We start from the raw sequence: 18202 nt of genomic DNA, 5'->3' as shown, positions 1-18202 counted from the left end.
GCCCGAGAGCACCAGTGCACGAATACCTTTATCCGGGGACCGAAGTCCCGGCCTCGAAATCACCACGCGGGAGTCGCCGATCCGGCGTAGTGCGGCCGGCCGGTCGTCGGCGGCGCCATCGCAGCGCCTCGTCGGCGGCCCAGACCACGACGGGGAAGGGAAGTATCAGCCCCACCATCCACGGATCCAGCCCGATGGTGCCGAAGATCTGCTGCAGCGGTGGCGCGTAGATGAGTGCGGCGGCGAACACGATCTCGAACGCACAGCCCGCCAGCAGCAGCCGATTGCTCGTGAGACCGACCGAGAACAGCGACGCCCACTCGGTACGGGCCGCGAACGCGGTGCCCAGCTGACAGGCGACGATACCGGCGAAGGTCACGGTGGTGGCCTGGACATAGGCATGGTGCAGCGGCGCGCCCGGTCCCACGGGATCGCCGGGACGCCAGCCGGCGGCAACCAGGACGACGAAGAAACCGGTGGTCACCAGGAGGGCCGAGACCACGCCGAGCAGGGCCCACGCCCGCACCAGCAGCCATCCGGTGATCACGCCCTCGCGCCGCGGGCGCGGCGGGCGGTCCATCAGACCCGGTTCGGCCGGTTCCCGGCCGAGCGCGAGCGCCGGCAGTGTTTCGGTGCCGAGGTCGATCGCGAGGATCTGCAAAACCGTCAGTGGTAGCGGGATCAGACCGCCGGACAGCGCGAACAGCAGGAAGGGCACGACCTCGGGCACCGCGTGCGCGAAGATGTACAGCACGAATTTCCGGACATTGTCGAAAACCCGGCGCCCTTCCTCGATACCGGTGACGATGGTGGCGAAATTGTCGTCGGTGAGGATCAGGGTCGCGGCTTCGCGCGCGACATCCGTACCGCCACGTCCCATCGCGACACCGATATCCGCGCGCCGCAGGGCCGGAGCGTCGTTCACCCCGTCTCCTGTCATGGCCACCACTTCGCCGTTGTGGCGGAGCGCGTCCGCGATGCGCAGCTTCATCTCCGGGGTGGCCCGGGCGAAGACGATCTCCCCGGATTCGGCAAGGACAGTGTCCAACCGGTCGTCCGACATCGCGTCCACCGCCGTGCCGTCGATGACGCGGTCGGCCCCGAGCCCCACCCGCCGCGCGATCTCGGCCGCGGTCCGCCCGTTGTCGCCGGTGATGACGTGCACCGCGATACCGGCGGCGTGGACGGCTCGTACGGCGGCGGGGACCTCCGGCCGTGGGGGGTCGAGCAGACCGACCAGACCCACGAGCCTCAGGTCGCGCTCGACGTGCCCGGGGTCGGTGGGCGTGCCGGGATCCCAGCGGCGCGTGGCCACCGCGAGCACCCGTAGCCCCCGGCCGGCCAGTTCGTCGATCTGCGCGCGGACCCGCTGCGGCGTCGTATCCGCCGGCCACCGGGTGCAGCGGGGGAGCACCTCTTCGGGCGCGCCTTTGACGTGCACACGGGGTGTTCCGTCGACGGAGTCCACCGTCGACATCATCTTCCGCTCCGGGTCGAACGCGTTGAGCACCGAGCGCTCGGCGTCCCGTTGTGCCGGGGACAGGAGGTGGCCGCCGTCTGCCGCGTATTGCAGGAGTGCGAGTTCCATGGGGTCACCGCCGGGGTGGTCGCCCAGTTCCGCGGTAGCGCACCTGGCCACGATCTCGGCGGTCTCGCCCGGTGCGCCGGTGACCTCCGCGACCCGCATCGAGTTCATGGTGAGGGTGCCGGTCTTGTCGGTGCACACCACCGTGGTGGAGCCGAGGGCTTCGACCGCGGACAGGCGTTTGACCACGGCACCGCGCCGTGCCATGGATCGGACGCCGGCGGCCAGCGCGAGCGTGATAGTGGGCAACAGGCCTTCCGGGACGTTGGCGACCAGCAGGCCGATGGCGAACAGGAAAGCTGATCCCAGCGACAACCCGGCCAGCAGCCCGAGCGGCAGGAAGGCCGCGCCCGCGCCCACCGCGACCGCGGCGATCAGCCAGGCGACCCGGCGGACCTGATGCTCGAGCGGGCTCTCCTCGGGCCGGACGTGCTGGGACAGGGCAGCGATCCGGCCGAGTTCGGTGTGCACACCGGTGCCGTGCACGAGCGCACGGCCCGATCCACCCACACAGGCGGTGCCGGTGAAGACGAGCACGGGTGAATCCAGTGATCGATCGGCATTGTCGAGGGCACCGGCGCGACGGTCCAGGACCTCGGATTCGCCGGTGAGCGCTGACATGTCGACCTCGACACGGCCGTCGATCATCCGTGCGTCGGCGGGGATACGTTCGCCCTCTTCGAGGAGCAGGACATCGCCGCGTACCAGCTGTCCGGCCGGCACCTGGATCCGGTTTCCGTCGCGTACCGTCCATACCTGTGCGGGTAGGAACCGGCCCAGTGCCCGGACCGCGTGTTCGGCCTGGCTCTCCTGCCAGAAGGCGAGAACCGCGTTGAGCACGATGACCACCAGGATCGCGATACCGAGCGCGACCGCCCCGCTGCCGAGGGCGAGTGCCGCCGCCATCCACAGCAACAGGGCGAGCGGGTGACTGAACTGGCGGCCCAGCGCCACCCACCAGGGCTGCCCGCGCCGCTGCGGGAGCTCGTTGGGGCCGTACAGTTCGAGCCTGCGCGCGGCCTCCCGGGAAGTGAGTCCCTCGCGGCTCGTCCGCAGATCACGCATCAGAGCCGAGACGGGTTCGCGCGGGTCGACCACCGCCTCGGAGCGCACCTGCTCGGGCGGATGTGCGGATTCGGCAACGAAGGGCACGTCGGCGTGATCAGGTCGCGTGGGCGACGAGGACCGGGCAGTGGGCGCGCTGGACCACGATATTGCTCTTGGATCCCAGCAGCAGTCCGCGGAAACCACCGCGTCCGCGACTTCCGACAACGATCAGCTGCGCGGACTCCGACCACTGGATCAGGTGCAGATCCGGTCCGGCCAGATAGGTCCGGCGGGTCACCCGGACACCGGGATATTTCTCCATCCAGTCGGCCAGCCAGCTGCGGAGCCGGGCGTCGGCCGCCTCCGCGATCGGCGGGTCCTCGATCATGTCCGGCATCCCGGCGAACCAGTGAGCACGCAGATCGTGCCAGGTGTGGATCGCGATCAGGGGTGCACCGCGCGCGGCCGCCTCGGCGAAGGCGGCCGCCGCGGCGGCCTCGCTGCACCGGGAACCGTCCAGCCCGACGACTATCGGCCCGTGCCGGTGCGCGGGCCGGCCGGGCGTGGCGCAGCATGCGACGACTACGCGGCCGTGGCCGTGCGCGACCACGGACAGCAGGGTGGAACCGAGATGGGTGAGGGTCGATCCGTGGCCGGAGGCACCGAGGACGGTGAGGTCGGCGGTCGCCGAGAGGTCGATGAGCCGCCGGGCCGCACCTTTCTCGGAGAGTTCGGTCTCCACCGGCAGCGACGGGTCGATGCCGAGAGCCTGTTCGCGTGCGGCCGCGAGGATTTCGGCACCGCGGCGGCGGATGGTGTCGACCACGGGTGGTTTCACGGCGTCGTGGACTCTCCGGACGGCCCGAGCCGCGTGCAGGTTGTAGCCGTGCACGATTCGCAGCGTCCGGTGGCGTTGCGCGGCTGTCTCGCTCGCCCACCGCACCGCCGGCTCGGATGCCTCGGAACCGTCGACGCCGACCACGATCTGTCCGGGGCGCGTGGACGCGATATCTTCCACGGGTTCCTGTTGCCGCTGCGTTGCTGCTGTCCGGTTCATTGCCCGTCTCCGGGCGTACGGCCCGCGGAGGCGATCGTGATCCGGTCGTGGTGCGGCTGTAGCTCCGGTGGTGCCGTCACCCCCGCGGCCAGCAGGATGCGATGGGCCTGCTGGGCGGCGGCGCGCATCCGGGCGTCGTCGGCCTCGTCCGGCTCGACCGGAGAGCGTTCGAGACCGCGGGCGAGTACACCGACGGCTTCGCCCAGCGCGCGGACCGATGCGCTCAGGTCCGCGGCAGGCGCGTCGACCCGGTTCTGCTTCCGGCGCCCGGACCCGTCGGCGGACGTGGACGCCGCGCCCGACAGCAACCGGCACAGCGGTTCGGGCAGAACCCCGAAGACCCGGCCGAGCTGCCCTGGCGAGAATCTCCCGGCGAGCACTCCGGTCACCGCGCCGGCGATGTAACCGACCTCGCCGCGCTCGACCCCGGCCTCGCGGGCGAACCGGGCCGCGAAATCCTCCGCGTTGTGCGGTAGCGGTACCCGGCTCGGCACCCAGCCGCTGTAGTAGGTGCCGCGGAGCAGTTCGGGCAGCTGGGCGGCCAGATGTGCCGATCCGGCGACCCCGAGCTGATCACGAACCGTGTGTAACCAGGCCCGCAGAACTCGATACGCGCGGGGTTCGTCGGTCCCGAGGGAGGCCGCTACCGCGCGTATCCACTCGTGCGCTGTGCCCGCGGCCGCGGCCACGGGATCATGGGGATGAGACATCGGAGGTCCTCGCTTACGGTCTGGGTTACCGCGGCGTCTCCTCGATCCGCTCTCCGGGTTGCGGAAATTCGTCGCGGACGCTGTATTCGCCAGTCTCGCGCTCCGGAACACCTGCTGACAGAGCAGAAAGTCACCGGCGGGCGGGGCGGCCCGGGGCGTGGCCGTGGGCTCCGGGCGCGCGGCAGGGCCCGCCGCTTCCGCACGCACCGACGTGCCACGAGCCGGCGAGACGACCGCCGAGCACTAGCCGACGCCCGCGTCGCCGGTGGCGAAGGTGTCGGGGTGGACGGTCAGGAAATCGGTCACGGGTCTGCGTGGGGTGGGCTCCTGATCCGAGCGGTGGGGCGCGAGCCCGACGCGAAGCACCACCTGCGCCGTGCCGTGCCCACCGATCAGGGTCGATGCGATGCGCCGGGTGGTGGGGAGTTCGGTGATATGGGTCAGCGTGCAGGTCGCCAGGCCGGCCGCGGTGCATTCGAGCAGAATCTCCGACAGCGCCTCGCCGGTCCGCAGCCACGCGAGACCGGACTCGCCGGCGGTGGTGAGCACCCAGAGCTGTGCCCGGTCCTCCTGTTCGCCGCCGTGTGCGGCGCGCGCCGGAGTCGGGAACTTGCGCCCGACCGGTACCCGAGCGGCTTCCACCTCCGAGACCAGGGCCGTGGCCGGTACTCCTTCGGGAAGGTTCTCGTGACCGGCCCACCACTGGAGTTCACTGTGGTAGGGCATGTCGTAGTGCCGGAGCGCGGCCGAGTGTTCCGAGGCACGGCTCAGCCGGGCGGCCGCCTCCGCGTCGAGGACGTCCAGCTCGACCCCGTACTCGTGGGCCGAAAGCCGGGCCGCCTCGGCCCGGCCGGACAGATCGCCCGGATCCAAGAGGGAGAGGCGGTCGGTGCGGCGGCGTTCGATGACCTCGGGGAGGGTGCGCAGCGCGGCCGGTGCGTCCGGCCACGGTGCGAAGGTGAGGACGGCCAGGAGACCGGGGTCGCCGGGGTCGGGCATGCGTTCGACTCCGGTCCGCCACCCGGCCGCCGCGAAAGCGGCGCGGACATGGTGCAGCATGGTGCCGCAGCTGATCACGAGTTGGCGGCCACTGGGGTCGGCCGAGGTCAGCAGCCGTTCGTCGTCGCGGTAGAGGCGCAACCGGCCGTCGCGGTACACCCACCGCCAGGGCTGCGTATTGTGCACCGACGGCGCGCGTGCCGCTACGCGCATGGCCGCGAACAGGGTGGCGCGGTCGGGTGCGTAGGTGGCGCCGGGGACGTCGTTGTCGGTCATATCGCCAGTGTGGAGGTGTATCCCGGCGCCGGGCAGGGCCGGTCGACAGTACGTAGGACACACAATCCGGGGCCCGCGGCCCCTCCGGTTTCACGACATCGGACCCTGTCGGCGGTTGCCCCGGCTCCGGTTCCGAATGCCCGACCGGTGGCCGACGACGTGATCGGTCTCGGTACGGAATTAACGAGCTCCGTGGCCGACGGAATGATGAGCGTGGGCGCCGACGATATCGTGACCCGTCCGAGTTCTGTGGTGGCCTTCGGGGCGGGTGTGCGCGCAGACGAAGGGCCGGCGTGTCCTCACCAGGCCGGATGGCCCCGGGGCGGGTTCGGTGGACCCGCCGGGTCAGGGCAGCGGCGCGCTCCAGCACAGGACCGTGCCGCCGGTCGGTTTGCGGCCCACCGTGCAGTGTCCGCCGGCCCGCTCCGCGCGGACCCGCAGGTTGGCCAGCCCGCTACGCCGCCGGATTTCGGGCGACAGCCCGATACCGTCGTCCGCCACCTCGAGAGTCACCTCGTCGCCCACCCGCAACTCGACCGACAGGGTGGTGGCGCGGGCGTGCCTCACCACATTGCTGACCGCCTCACGCAGGACCGCCTCGATATCGTCGGACAGGGGCGGAGCGAGGACGGTGACGGGCCCGCTGAGCCGGATCGTGGTGCGCAGGTCGGTCTCGGCGGTCAGCTCGGTGACGATGTCGTGCAGGTGCCGGCGGTAGCCGGCCGATTCGGTGGTCGTGGTGCTGTGCAGATCGAAGATCGAGTGCCGGATCTCCTGCATGATCGATTGCAGATCATCGATGGTTTCGCCCAGTCGTGCCCGCACTTCGTCGCTGCGGGCGCGCTGCAGGGTGCCCTGGAGGCCGAGGCCCAGGGCGAAAAGGCGCTGGATGACGTGGTCGTGCAGGTCGCGGGCGATCCGGTCGCGGTCGGCGACCACATCCAGTTCCCGCATCCGGCGCTGTGCCTCCGCCAGCCGCAGGGCCAGGGCCGCCTGGTTGGCGATCACCGTCATCATGGCCCGGACGGCGGGATCGAAGGTATTGCCGTCGGGTGGTTGGACGGTGGCGAGAACCCCGATGATGGTGTCCTCGGCGCGCAGCGGGAGGACGAGGGCCGGGCCGAAATCTCCGGAAATTCCCGGTGATACGTCGGTGGCCAGCTGATCCACGGCGATCGTCTGCCCGTGCCGGAAGGCCTTACCCGATTGCGAACCGTGCAGTGGCAGCCGTCGTCCGCGTAATGCGTGGGTCTGCTCACCGGATACCGCGGCGATGGTCAGTTCCCGGACCTCATGGCCGGGGAGGTCGGGATCATCGGGCAGCGCCACGAAGGTGCACGCGGCGCCGGTGAGGGTGCGTGCCCGCTCGGTGACCAGATCGAGGATGTCCTGCGGTTCGCCGCCCGCGAGCAGTTCGGTGGCCACATCCCGGGTGGCCTCCAGCCAGTGCTGGCGCCGCCGGGACTGCTCGTAGAGGCGGGCGTTCTCGATGGCGATACCGGCCGCCGCCGCCAGGGCCTGCACTACGACCTCGTCGTCCTCGGTGAATTCCTTGGCCCCGATCTTCTCGGTGAGGTAGAGATTGCCGAACACCTCGTTGCGCACTTTGACCGGCACGCCGAGAAAACTGTGCATGGGCGGGTGGTGCGCCGGGAAACCGACCGACGCCGGATGCTCGGAGATATTGGTGAGGCGGATGGGTTCGGGATGCTGGATGAGCACCCCCAGTACCCCGTGGCCGCGGGGCAGATCGCCGATCCGGTGGCGGGTGGCATCGTCGATACCCTCGTAGACGAATTCGGCCAACTGGTCACTGGCCGAATCGGTGCCGCGGACACCGAGCGCGCCGTATCCGGCATCGACCAGCTCGATAGCGGTGTGCACGATCGACCGCAGCGTCTCGTCCAGATCGAGGCCCGCGGTGATGGACAGCATCGCCTCCATCAGCCGATCCATCCGGTCACGCACATCGACGATCTGGGCGATGCGTTCCTGCACCTCGTCCAGTAGTTCGTGCAGCCGCAGCTGGGACAGCGTTTCGGTCACCGGGGGCCGATCACTCGTCGCGGGCACCTGGCGTTCCATACGCAGTATTCTTCCACTGGCCCGGCGTCCGCCGCTACCGTCCGGCCTGGTCACGGTCTGTTCACGGGTCACCCGCGGTCGGGCGGGATGATCTTGGTCGCGAGCACCGCGGCCTGGGTCCGGCGTTCGACACCCAGTTTGGTGAGCAACCGCGAAACGTAGTTCTTGACGGTTTTCTCGGCCAGGAACATGCGCCCGGCGATCTGCCGGTTGGTGAGCCCCTCGCCTAGCAGTGCGAGCAGGGTGCGTTCCTGTTCGGTCAGTCCGGCGAGCGGACCCGTGGCGGTTTCGGCCTCGGCCCGGAATTTCGCCATCAGCGCGGCCGCCGCCCGGTTGTCCAGCAGAGACCTGCCGGCCGCCACCTCACGAATGGCGCGTACGAGCTCCAGGCTGGTGATGTCCTTGACGACGTAGCCGCTGGCGCCGGCCAGAATGGCGTCGAGCATGGCCTGGTCGTCGGTGAAGGAGGTGAGCATCAGACACCGGAGCTCCGTATTCGCCGAGAGCAGTTCCCGGCACAATTCGATGCCGTTGCCGTCCGGTAGACGGACGTCGAGGACGGCGACATCGGGCCGTAGCGCCGGGATCCGGGCCAGCGCCTGGGAGACGCCGGCCGCCTCACCGACGACCTCCAGGTCCGTTTCCGCCTCGATCAGGTCGGCGACCCCGCGCCGTACTATCTCGTGGTCGTCGACCAGGAACACCCTGACCATGGTCTCGCCTCTCTCGGGGATGAGTTGTTCTCAGCGTACGGAGTGACGAGACCCCGCGGCGGCGGCATGGGCCTCGCATTCGACGACGAACGGCTCTTGACCGGCCGGTCGTTCTGTGCAGCGCACTAGTCGTGCGCGTGTGCCACCGCTGTCAGTACGGCGATGAGCCGTTCCCCGAGTTGCTCGGCCGCCGGCCCCAGCGCCGGTTGCCCGCTGCATTCCACGAGCGACCTCGGGTCGGCCGTTTCGACGACAGTGCTCGAATCCGCCTGCCGCACGGTGATATCGCAGGGCAGCAGTGGGATGATCCGGCCGTTGGCCCGGACCGCGGAGGTGGCGAGGGCCGGGTCGAAGGCCCCGACGAGCAGGTGCTCGGCGGTGTCGGCGCGGGCCCGCGGACTCGTTTCGGCGGGAACCTGCAGTTCGTACAAGATCTCGAAGTCGCAGTCCCGCAGTGCTTCGCGGACCGCTCGCGCCACCACTGCGACGGACCTGGGAATCCGCACGCTCAACCAGGTGGAGGTAACCGGGACGCGTATCTCGGTGAGCAGGTCGGCAGGGGTGACGGCCTGGTCCGGCGCGATCCGATAGATCTCGGTGGGTGGCCCGGTGGCCTGGAGACCGGAGTACCGGAGCCAGTCGTCGAGCGCGCGGTAGGCGGCGCCGATATTCGCATAGTCGCCGTAGTGGCAGGTACGCGCGTAGCACCGGGGTTCGGTGCGGCGGAGAGTGAATTCGCCGTCCGCGGTGCCGGCGGCTTCGACCGGTAGGACCAAGTCGACCTCGGTGGCCGAGCCGGACCGGAAATCACCGTGGTAGGTGGTAGCGGGCGGACCGACCGGCAGCAGGCCCAGGGTTCGGACGAGGCGATAGAGGTCGGTCATGCCGTCCCGGATATCGTCACCCGCCCGGTCGCTCCGTACCGTCCGGCGGATGGTGAGAACGGTGTGCGGAGCCGATTCGTGAAGATCCACCCGATATGCCATGACGCGCCGATCCTTTCGCCGCCGTCGGCCGCCGCGGCGGCAAGCGTCGCCGTTCGATCGGGTGCGCGCACGCATGACCGAACTCGCCGTCCCGGCCGGCGCGGTACTCGCTTCTCCGTCTCGCTGCACGCGACGATGCGTCGACGATAAACGGGGCCGACCGGGTGTCCCCAGGGTCGCTCGGCTCCCGTGCCGGGGACATTGGGCCCCGGTCGAGGGCATGGGGTTTCCGTGATGCGGAGGCGGGGAAGTGGTGTTCGGATCCGCCGGTGTGCGCGCGGGCGCGGCGAGCCGGGAAGGTACTTGGTGAGCGGCGGCAGAGGGCATTCGACCCTGTCTCTTTCCTTGCCGTGGTGGTGATCTGGGGAGAGGCGCCGACAGAGGAAGCGGGGAAACGAGGTGATCGGTCCCGAACTGGCCCCGGGCCACGGCGGAGTTCCGCGGCGAACCGTGCCGCTGGAGCGCGCCGAAGCCCTGCGCCTGCTCGCCACCGCCCCCTTCGGGCGCCTCGTGTTCACCGCCGACGCGCTGCCCGCGGTGCGGCCGGTGAATCACCTCATCGGCGACGACGGGGAGGTGATCGTGCGGACCCAGCCGTTCGCCGGGCTGTCCGGGACGGCGCTCGGCCGTCCCGCCATCGTCGCCTATCACGCCGACGAGATCGACCCGGTGCGCCGGATCGGATGGTCGGTGCTGGTCACCGGGCCGGCACGGGTGATCACCGCCGGGGAACTCGCCGCGGAGTACGCGCGGCGGCTCGGCCCCTGGGACGATCCGGACAGCGGCGTCGTCATCGGTATCGAACCCACCCTGGTCACCGGGACGCGGTTGATCGCGGAGGTCGCGGTGTGAACCCGGTGACCATGCGGGCGTGGCGGGTGGACGCGCCCAGAAGTATCGACCGCAAACCGATCATCGCGCGACGGGAGCCGCTGCCACGACCGGGCCCGGGTGAACTGCTCGCCCGCGTCCTCGCGTGCGGTGTGTGCCGGACGGATCTGCATGTGGTGGAGGGCGACCTGCCCGTGCACCGCCCGCATGTCGTACCGGGCCACGAGGTCGTCGCGGAGGTCGTCGCCACCGCGGAACGGGGGGATTTCACGCCGGGGGATCGCGTCGGGATCCCGTGGCTGCGGCACACCTGCGGTGTGTGCGAATTCTGCCGGAAAGGTGCGGAGAACCTGTGCCCGGAGTCGCGGTACACCGGATGGGACGCCGACGGCGGGTACGCCGAATATGTCACGGTCCCCGCGGAGTTCGCATTGGCCTTGCCGGTCGGATACGCGGACCGGGAGTTGGCGCCTCTGTTGTGCGCGGGCATCATCGGCTACCGGGCCCTCACCCGTGCCCTCGTACCCGAAGGCGGAGTACTGGGAATCTACGGATTCGGCGGCAGCGCCCATCTGACGGCTCAGGTCGCCCTCGCCCGGGGCGCCCGCGTCCATGTCATGACCCGCGGCGCCGCATCCCGGCAACTCGCGCTCGGTCTGGGTGTGACGTCGGTACAGCACGCCGCGGATCCACCCCCGGAGCGCTTGGATTCGGCCATTCTGTTCGCCCCGGTGGGCGAGCTGGTACCGCCGGCGCTGGAAGCCCTCGGGCCGGGCGGGACCCTGGCGGTGGCGGGTATCCATCTCACCGATATTCCCCCGCTCGACTATCGGCGCCATCTGTTCCGTGAGCGGCAGGTTCGCAGCGTCACGTCCAATACGCGCACCGACGCCCGCGATTTTCTCGCCTTCGCGGCGCGTCATCGGCTGCGGGTGACGACCCATCCCTACCCACTGGAGCGGGCCGACCAGGCCCTCGCCGATCTCGCGCACGGCCGCTTCGACGGTGCCGCCGTGCTACTGCCCTGATATCGGGCGAAGAGTTCCGGTCCGCCGGCGCCCGGTGCGAAGGGGGCGCTCGACGCGAGGCCGGCCGGGTGTTCCCGACCGCGCCGCCGCGTCGATACGGATCCGCTCAGGCGCGGGGCCGGGCGATGATCAACGGTACGGAAACCCCGTGCAGCACCGCCTGGCTCGTCGAGCCCAGGCTCATCCCGGCGAAACCGCCGCCACCGTGACTGCCGACGACAACCAGTTGCGCGCCCTCGGCTTCGTGCAGCAATCTCCGTGCGGGCCGGTCCTCGACGACGACACGGGTCACCGGGACATCCGGGTACTGCTCGGTGTGCCCGGCCAGGCCCTCGGCCTGTAGCGTGCGGGCCTGCTCCTGCATCTCGGCACGCGACCGGTACCGGAAGAACTCCGACCAGGTGGTGACCGCGACCAGACCGGTGCCGCGCCGGGAGGCCTCGGCGAAGGCGATATCGACGGCCTCGGCGCTGCGTGGTGACCCGTCCACCCCGACCACCACCGGCGTGCCGGGGCGTTCGCCGTGTTCGGCGTAACTCTGTGGGACCACGGCGACCGGGCAGTGCGCATGCCGCGCCAGGGAGGTGCTCACCGAGCCGAGCAGCCCCCGCCCGATCGCGCTACGGCCGTAGGTGCCCACAACGACCAGGCGGGCGGTCCGGGATCTCTCGATCAGCGTGGGCGCCGGGTCGGGATCGACCACGAGCGTGGTGATCTCCAGTTCCCCGGCGATTTCGCGGGCGATCTTCGCGGCGGAGGCGCATACGGCCTCGCCGTCGGCCCGCAGCGCTTGATTGTCGAAGGCGACGACCCCGAGCCCGGGCCCGAAATCCAGTGGCGCCCCGACGGCGTACATCAGGTGCAGCGGATCGCCGTGTCCGGCCGCTGTCCGGGTCGCCCACTGGACGGCGGCGAACGACGCGGCCGAGCCGTCGACACCGACGACCACGGGCTCTCGGGTATGTGTGCTCACGGTGGGCTCACCCTTTCGCTCATCGGCATCGGAATCCGGGCCCGCCTACCGGCCACGGTTCTCCGCCGCTCCGGTTCCTCCGGATACAGCGAGATTAAAGCGCGGACCACGCCGACGATGGGGGCGTTGGTCCCGGTCGGAAGAGACCAAAGTCGATTCCCGGCCGCGATATTCGGCGCCGGTCCGGCCGACCCGGGCCCTGCTCCTCCGGGACGGGGGACCTTCGGCACTCTCGCGAGGCTGCCGGGGTCGGTCAGTATGCAGGAATGGGGTCGCGGCGACCCGGTGATATGCGCGGGGCAGCGGAGGTGTCGGCATGCGCGAGCAGAAGCCCGATGAGAACACTGTGCGTGCGGTGCTGGAGCGCGCCTGTCGCGCGCCGTCCCTGCACAACAGTCAACCCTGGCGGTGGCGCTGGGACGGCAGCACACTGGAGCTCTTCGTCGACGCCGAACGGCTACTGCCCGGTACCGACCCCTTGAACCGTCAGGGCATCCTCGCCTGTGGTGCGGTGCTCGACCATATCCTCGTCGCATGGGCGGCCGCCGGCTGGAATGCGCGCGTCACCCGGTTCCCGGAACCTCCGGTGCGGGCGAATCTGGCCGCGCTGTCGTTCGCGGGGCGGCGCGAGCCGTTCGAGATCGATGTGCTGTCCGCCGCGGCGATCGAGAGCCGATACACCGACCGAGCGCCCATGGCCGCCCCCGGCGGCTGGGCCGAACTCGAGCCGGTGCTGCAGAGTTTGTGCCGGCACCGCGATACCGCACTGCATGTGGTGGACCCGCGTCTGCGAGCCGAGCTGGACGGGCTTTCCCGGACCACCACGAAGTTGCGCCGGCACGATCCCCGATACCAATCGGAACTGCTGTGGTGGGCCGGGGCCGGCAGCCACGGCGGTGCCGGGATCCCGGCCGGTCGGCTGCCCTCGCCGGACCTGGCGGCCCAGGTGCCGGTCAACCGCAGTTTCCCGGTGGGTGCACTGGGTGCGGCCGACGAGGACGTCCCCCCGGACGATGCGATGATCGTCGTACTGTCCAGCCGCGACGATACGGTCGAGTCGCTGCTGTGGTGCGGAGAGGCGCTGTCGGCGGTACTGCTGGAGTGCACCGTCGAGAACCTGTCGACCTGCGTTCTCACCCATGTCACCGAGCTCGCCTCGGCCCGCGAGAGGGTCACCGAACTGGCCGGGCCACGGTTCCCGCAGCTGCTCGTCCGGTTGGGACGCGCGCTGGCGCCGCCACCGCCGCGTACCCCGCGGCGTGCTACCGACGAGGTGCTCGAGGTCGTCGATATCTCCGCGGCGGGGTGAGCCGTCACGACGCTCGCGGTCGCGGCCGGGCAGGCCCGGTGAGAGGCGGCATCCGGGGCCGAGAGTTTCTGTCGGCCGAAGAAGCGGACCTTCGCCCCTGTCGGGCCGGGCGCCGGGCCGGTCACACTGGATTCGTGGCTCACAGTGCGGCCGCGCCGCGGATCGATACGCGCCGTCACGACGCGGTGATCTTCGATATGGACGGGGTGGTGACCGACAGCGCCTCGATACACGCCGCGGTGTGGACCGAGCTGTTCGACGCCTTCCTCGCCGCACGGCCGGCCGCCCCCGGACAGGACCGGTCACCGTTCACCGAGGTCGACTATCTGAAGTACGTGGACGGTAAGCCTCGCTATCGCGGTGTGGCCGATTTCCTCGCCTCCCGCAATATCCGGCTGCCCTGGGGTGGTCCGGCCGATCCCGAATCGGCCGAGACCGTATGCGGTGTCGGTAACCGCAAGGACCAGCTGTTCCGCGAGCGTGTCGCGCGCGACGGTGTCGTGGCGTTCGATTCCACCGTGGCGCTGGTTCGCCGCCTCCGCTCCGAAGGCATCCGGACCGCCGTGTTCACCGCCAGTCGCAATTGCGAGCAGGTGCTCGCCGCGGCCGGTCTCGCCCACCTCTTCGAGGTCCGGGTCGACGGGGTGGACGCGGAAGAACTCGGCCTGCCGGGGAAGCCGGATCCGGCCGTGCTACGCGAAACCGCGGCGCGTCTGCACTGTGCGCCGAGCCGGGTCGTCGTGGTGGAGGACGCCGAAGCCGGGGTGGCGGCGGGCCGCAACGGGGGTTTCGGACTGGTGGTGGGTATCGACCGGGCAGGTGACGGGGACAGGCTGCTGGCCGCGGGCGCCGATACGGTGGTCGACGACGCCGCCCGGATCGGTGTGCGCGGCGGGTTCCGGCGGGTCGGTGAGGTCCCCGATGCTTTCGAGTACTGGCCGCGGTTCGCGGATCTGCTGGAGACCGAGAAGCCCGCTGTGCTACTGGATTTCGACGGGACCCTGGCCGAGATCGTCACCGACCCGGCCGCCGCCGAGATGGTGGAGGGCGTGGCCGCGACCCTCGCGGATCTGGCCGCGCGGTGCCCGGTTGCGGTGCTCAGCGGTCGTGGGCTCGACGATTTGCGGGCGCGGATGCCGGTTCCCGGCATCTGGCTCGCGGGCAGCCACGGTGTCGAACTGATGGCACCGGACGGCAGCGGTCATCTGCCCGGCGCACTACCGGGCGCGGAGGCCGACCTCGCCGGTGCCGCCGCGGATCTGCGGGTGCGACTCGGCGATATCGCCGGGATCACTGTCGAGCACAAACGGTTCGCCGTGGCCGTGCACTTCCGGGCGGCGACGGAGGCGGACGTGGCCGAAGTGATCACCCTCGTCGGCGCGACCGGGCGCGCTCGCGGTCTGCGGGTGACCTCCGGACGCAAGGTGATCGAGTTGCGGCCGGATGTGGACTGGGACAAAGGTGACGCACTGCGCTGGATCCTGGACCGGATCGACGGACCGGTTGTCCCGCTGTACCTCGGTGACGATATGACCGATGAGGACGCCTTCGACGTCGTCGGGCCGGACGGGGTCGCCGTCGTGGTGCGGGCCGCGGAGAACACCGGCCGATACACCGCCGCCCACTTCTCGGTGGACGGCCCCCGCCGGGTCGCGGATCTGCTCGCCCGGTGCGTGCGGTTGCTCGGCACCGGCCCGGCCGCGGCGGAAGCGGAGACGTGGTCGTTCGCCTATAACGGCTACGACCCGGAACAGGAAAAGCTCCGCGAGGCGCTCTGCACCGTCGGCAACGGCTATTTCGCTGTGCGCGGAGCCGCACCGGAGAGCCGGGCGGGACCGTGTCACTACCCCGGCACCTACGTGGCCGGGATCTACAACCGGCTCTGGGACCGGGTGAACGACCGGACCGTCGACAACGAAAGCATGGTCAACCTGCCGAACTGGCTGCCGGTGACATTCCGGGTCGCCGACGGTGACTGGTTCGATCTCGACACCGCCGAACTGCTGGACTATCGGCAGCGTCTGGACCTGCGGCGCGCCGAACTGATCCGGTGGTTCCGGTTCCGGGACGGCGCGGGCCGGATCACCAGGGTCGAGCAGCGGCGATTCGCGGCGATGCACCGTCCGCATCTGGGAGCCCTCGTCACGACTGTGACGGCCGAGAACTGGTCTGGCACGCTCCAGCTGCGCTCGATGATCGACGGGGCGGTGAGTAACAGCCTGGTCGAACGCTACCGGGCCCTGTCCGGAGTACATCTGGACGAGGTGCAGACCGCCCGGTTGTCCGAGGCGGCCGTACTTCTCGCGGCGCGCACCGGCGACTCGGAGATCCCGCTGGCCGTGGCGATCCGCGACCTGCTGCGTGGGGGGACCGCGCGCGCCGTGGAAGTGCGGGAAAGCAGCCGTATCGGTCACGAGTTCGGCGTCGAGATCGGAGAAGGCGACTCGGTAACGCTCGAGAAGACAGCAGCGGTGTGCACGGGCCGGGACCGCGCCTCGTCCGGTCCCGCGGACCAGGCCGGACGGTTGCTGGCGGCGGCGCCGGATTACGCGGCACTCTTCGCCGGACACACCCGGGCCTGGGAGCGGATCTGGGGCAGGATGCGAATAGATCTCGACGGCGACGCGGGGTCGGTGCGCGTGCTGCGGCTGCACCTGCTGCATCTGATCCAGACCCTGTCGCCGAATACCGTGGAACTGGATGTGGGCGTGCCGGCCCGGGGGCTGCACGGTGAGGCCTACCGTGGTCACGTCTTCTGGGACGAACTGTTCGTTTTTCCGGTGCTGAACCCGCGTATCCCGGCGCTGACGCGCTCGCTGCTGCGTTACCGCCACCGGCGGCTGCCCGAGGCCCGCCGCGCGGCCGCGGCGGCCGGCGTGCCGGGTGCGATGTTCCCCTGGCAGTCGGGTGGCGACGGACGTGAGGAGAGCCAGCAACTGCACCTGAACCCGCTCTCGGGCCGATGGAATCCGGATCCGAGCCGACGGGCGCACCATGTCGGCGCCGCCGTCGCCTACACGGTGTGGCAGTACTACCAGGCCACCGGCGATCTCGAATTCCTTGCCGACCACGGCGCCGAGTTGCTCGTCGAGATCGCCCGGTTCTGGTCCGGGCTGGCCGATTACGATCCCCGGCGGGGGCGGTATGTGCTCTGCGGTGTCATCGGTCCCGACGAATTCCACACAGGCTATCCGCACGCTCCGCTGGCGGGCGTCGACAACAACGCCTACACCAACGTCATGGCCGCCTGGACCATCACCTGTGCGCTCGAAGCACTCGATACGCTCGCCCCGCGGGCCCGCGCCGAACTACTGGAGCGGCTCGGGGTCGGTGCGGCGGAGCCGGCCCGGTGGCGTGAGGTCGCCCATCGGATGTACGTGCCTTTCCACGATGGCGTGATCAGCCAGTTCGACGGCTACGAGCGGCTGCGGGAACTGGACTGGGAGCACTATCGGCGCCGCTACGGCAATATCCAGCGGCTGGACCGGATACTGGAGGCCGAGGGCGACGATGTCGGCCGCTATCGCGCGGGCAAACAGGCCGATGTGCTCATGCTCTTCTACCTGTTCTCCGCCGACGAACTCCGCGAACTGTTCACGCGCGCGGGCTACGAGCTGCCGGGGGAGATGATCCCGCGGACGATCGACTACTACACGGCGCGGACCTCGCACGGTTCCACATTGAGCGCCCTGGTGCATTCGTGGGTTCTCGCCCGGGCCCACCGCGACCGTGCCATGGAGTTCTTCGAGCAGGTGGTCCGTTCGGATGTTGCCGATATCCAGGGCGGGACCACCGGCGAAGGTATCCATCTGGCCGCGATGGCGGGCAGCGTCGATCTGCTGCAGCGCTGTTTCACCGGTCTGGAGATACGGCGCGACCAGCTCATCTTCTGTCCCTACTGGCCGAAAACCATGGGCACTCTGTCTTTTCCGATGATGTATCGGGGTCACCGGCTGATCGTGCGCGTCGACGGCCGCCGCGTCGAGATCGGGTCGGAGCCGGGGAACGCGCCGCCGATCGAGGTGGTCTGCCGTGATCGGCCGGTGTGGCTCGAGCCCGGGGAGACGGTCCGGCTGATCGATCGTCCGCCCACCGGGGCACCGTATCCGGAGCCCGGACACGGTTCGGCGTCAGCCCGTCCTCAGGAGCCCGGCGCCGGGTAGTGCCTCGACGAGAAGTGATGTGCCACGACGTCCTCTTGCGCACGCAGTTCCGCGCTTGTGACCACTCGCGAGTCCGGTCCCGGGAAGGTCAGGGCGCGATTGCCGGTGTCTGTCCAGTGCACCAGATAGGGTGGGCCGCCGTCGGCGCCGTGTATCTCCTCGATCAGACCGCGCCGCACCGTCCTCCCGACCGCGTGTCCTTCCACGATCAGCCAATCCCCGGGTGTGGCCCGCATGAATCGACGACCTCCTCGCGCTGGATCCGATCGGTGATACGGCAGCGTCGACGGACCGGCCGCTGCGCGCGACCCGCCGGGCCGCCGTCGACCTACCGAATCGCTTTCAGCTTCCGCCCGGCACGGAATGGCCGGGAGGCCCGATCGTCATCGACCGAGGGGCATTAGGTCCTCCGCCGAAGGTGAGGGGTCGTGATCGGAGCG

General features: G+C 70.2%; 13 protein-coding genes. 4 read left to right on the top strand and 9 right to left on the bottom strand.

What is annotated here, in order from left to right; all coding sequences use genetic code 11:
• Nucleotides 1-28: 28 nt before the first annotated feature.
• The 7 genes from NGR01S_RS04465 to NGR01S_RS04435 all read right to left on the bottom strand — a co-directional run bounded on the left by NGR01S_RS04465 (nt 29) and on the right by NGR01S_RS04435 (nt 9458).
• On the bottom strand, nt 29-2737 hold the full coding sequence (locus tag NGR01S_RS04465) for a cation-translocating P-type ATPase (protein WP_281179702.1): 2709 nt from the start codon (nt 2735-2737) through the stop codon (nt 29-31).
• A 10-nt stretch (nt 2738-2747) separates the two neighbouring features.
• The gene (locus tag NGR01S_RS04460; protein ID WP_084480351.1) at nt 2748-3689 is read right to left on the bottom strand and encodes a universal stress protein; all 942 of its coding nucleotides are present in this window, start codon (nt 3687-3689) and stop codon (nt 2748-2750) included.
• Entirely contained in the window at nt 3686-4399 is a 714-nt protein-coding gene (locus tag NGR01S_RS04455) for a DUF2267 domain-containing protein (RefSeq protein ID WP_084480350.1), read from the bottom strand. Before NGR01S_RS04455 ends, NGR01S_RS04460 begins: the two co-directional genes overlap by 4 nt.
• A 243-nt stretch (nt 4400-4642) precedes the next feature.
• The gene (locus tag NGR01S_RS04450; RefSeq protein WP_063034837.1) at nt 4643-5674 is read right to left on the bottom strand and encodes an Acg family FMN-binding oxidoreductase; all 1032 of its coding nucleotides are present in this window, start codon (nt 5672-5674) and stop codon (nt 4643-4645) included.
• A gap of 345 nt (nt 5675-6019) precedes the next feature.
• Nucleotides 6020-7759, bottom strand: a complete 1740-nt coding sequence (locus NGR01S_RS04445; protein WP_063034836.1) for a sensor histidine kinase — start codon at nt 7757-7759, stop codon at nt 6020-6022.
• A 68-nt stretch (nt 7760-7827) separates the two neighbouring features.
• Nucleotides 7828-8472 (bottom strand): response regulator, encoded by a 645-nt coding sequence (locus tag NGR01S_RS04440; RefSeq protein ID WP_063034835.1) that lies wholly within the window; start codon nt 8470-8472, stop codon nt 7828-7830.
• Between the two features lie 125 nt (nt 8473-8597).
• Nucleotides 8598-9458, bottom strand: coding sequence for a DUF302 domain-containing protein (locus NGR01S_RS04435; protein ID WP_063034834.1), 861 nt, complete (start codon nt 9456-9458; stop codon nt 8598-8600).
• 399 nt (nt 9459-9857) lie between these two features.
• Here NGR01S_RS04435 and NGR01S_RS04430 point away from each other — a divergent pair, with 399 nt between their 5' ends.
• Nucleotides 9858-10310 (top strand): pyridoxamine 5'-phosphate oxidase family protein, encoded by a 453-nt coding sequence (locus NGR01S_RS04430; RefSeq protein ID WP_373861383.1) that lies wholly within the window; start codon nt 9858-9860, stop codon nt 10308-10310.
• 11 nt (nt 10311-10321) lie between these two features.
• A complete protein-coding gene (locus tag NGR01S_RS04425; protein ID WP_063034986.1) occupies nt 10322-11317 on the top strand; it encodes a zinc-binding alcohol dehydrogenase family protein in 996 nt (331 codons plus the stop codon).
• Between the two features lie 106 nt (nt 11318-11423).
• Here the strand turns inward: NGR01S_RS04425 and NGR01S_RS04420 are convergent, their stop codons facing one another.
• The gene (locus tag NGR01S_RS04420; RefSeq protein ID WP_063034833.1) at nt 11424-12290 is read right to left on the bottom strand and encodes a universal stress protein; all 867 of its coding nucleotides are present in this window, start codon (nt 12288-12290) and stop codon (nt 11424-11426) included.
• Between the two features lie 316 nt (nt 12291-12606).
• Here NGR01S_RS04420 and NGR01S_RS04415 point away from each other — a divergent pair, with 316 nt between their 5' ends.
• Nucleotides 12607-13599 (top strand): Acg family FMN-binding oxidoreductase, encoded by a 993-nt coding sequence (locus NGR01S_RS04415; protein ID WP_084480348.1) that lies wholly within the window; start codon nt 12607-12609, stop codon nt 13597-13599.
• Nucleotides 13600-13733: 134 nt separating this feature from the next.
• A complete protein-coding gene (gene otsB, locus NGR01S_RS04410) occupies nt 13734-17762 on the top strand; it encodes a trehalose-phosphatase (protein WP_281179701.1) in 4029 nt (1342 codons plus the stop codon).
• Here the strand turns inward: otsB and NGR01S_RS04405 are convergent.
• Nucleotides 17741-17998: a DUF1918 domain-containing protein gene (locus tag NGR01S_RS04405; RefSeq protein ID WP_084480347.1), complete on the bottom strand. Its 258-nt coding sequence runs from the start codon at nt 17996-17998 to the stop codon at nt 17741-17743. The genes otsB and NGR01S_RS04405 overlap by 22 nt on opposite strands.
• Nucleotides 17999-18202: the final 204 nt, after the last annotated feature.

Source organism: Nocardia grenadensis NBRC 108939, from assembly GCF_001613445.1.
Classification (GTDB): Bacteria; Actinomycetota; Actinomycetes; order Mycobacteriales; family Mycobacteriaceae; genus Nocardia; species Nocardia grenadensis.
The sequence above is the reverse complement of the archived record's forward strand: the minus strand, read 5'-3'. Positions and strand labels throughout refer to the sequence as shown.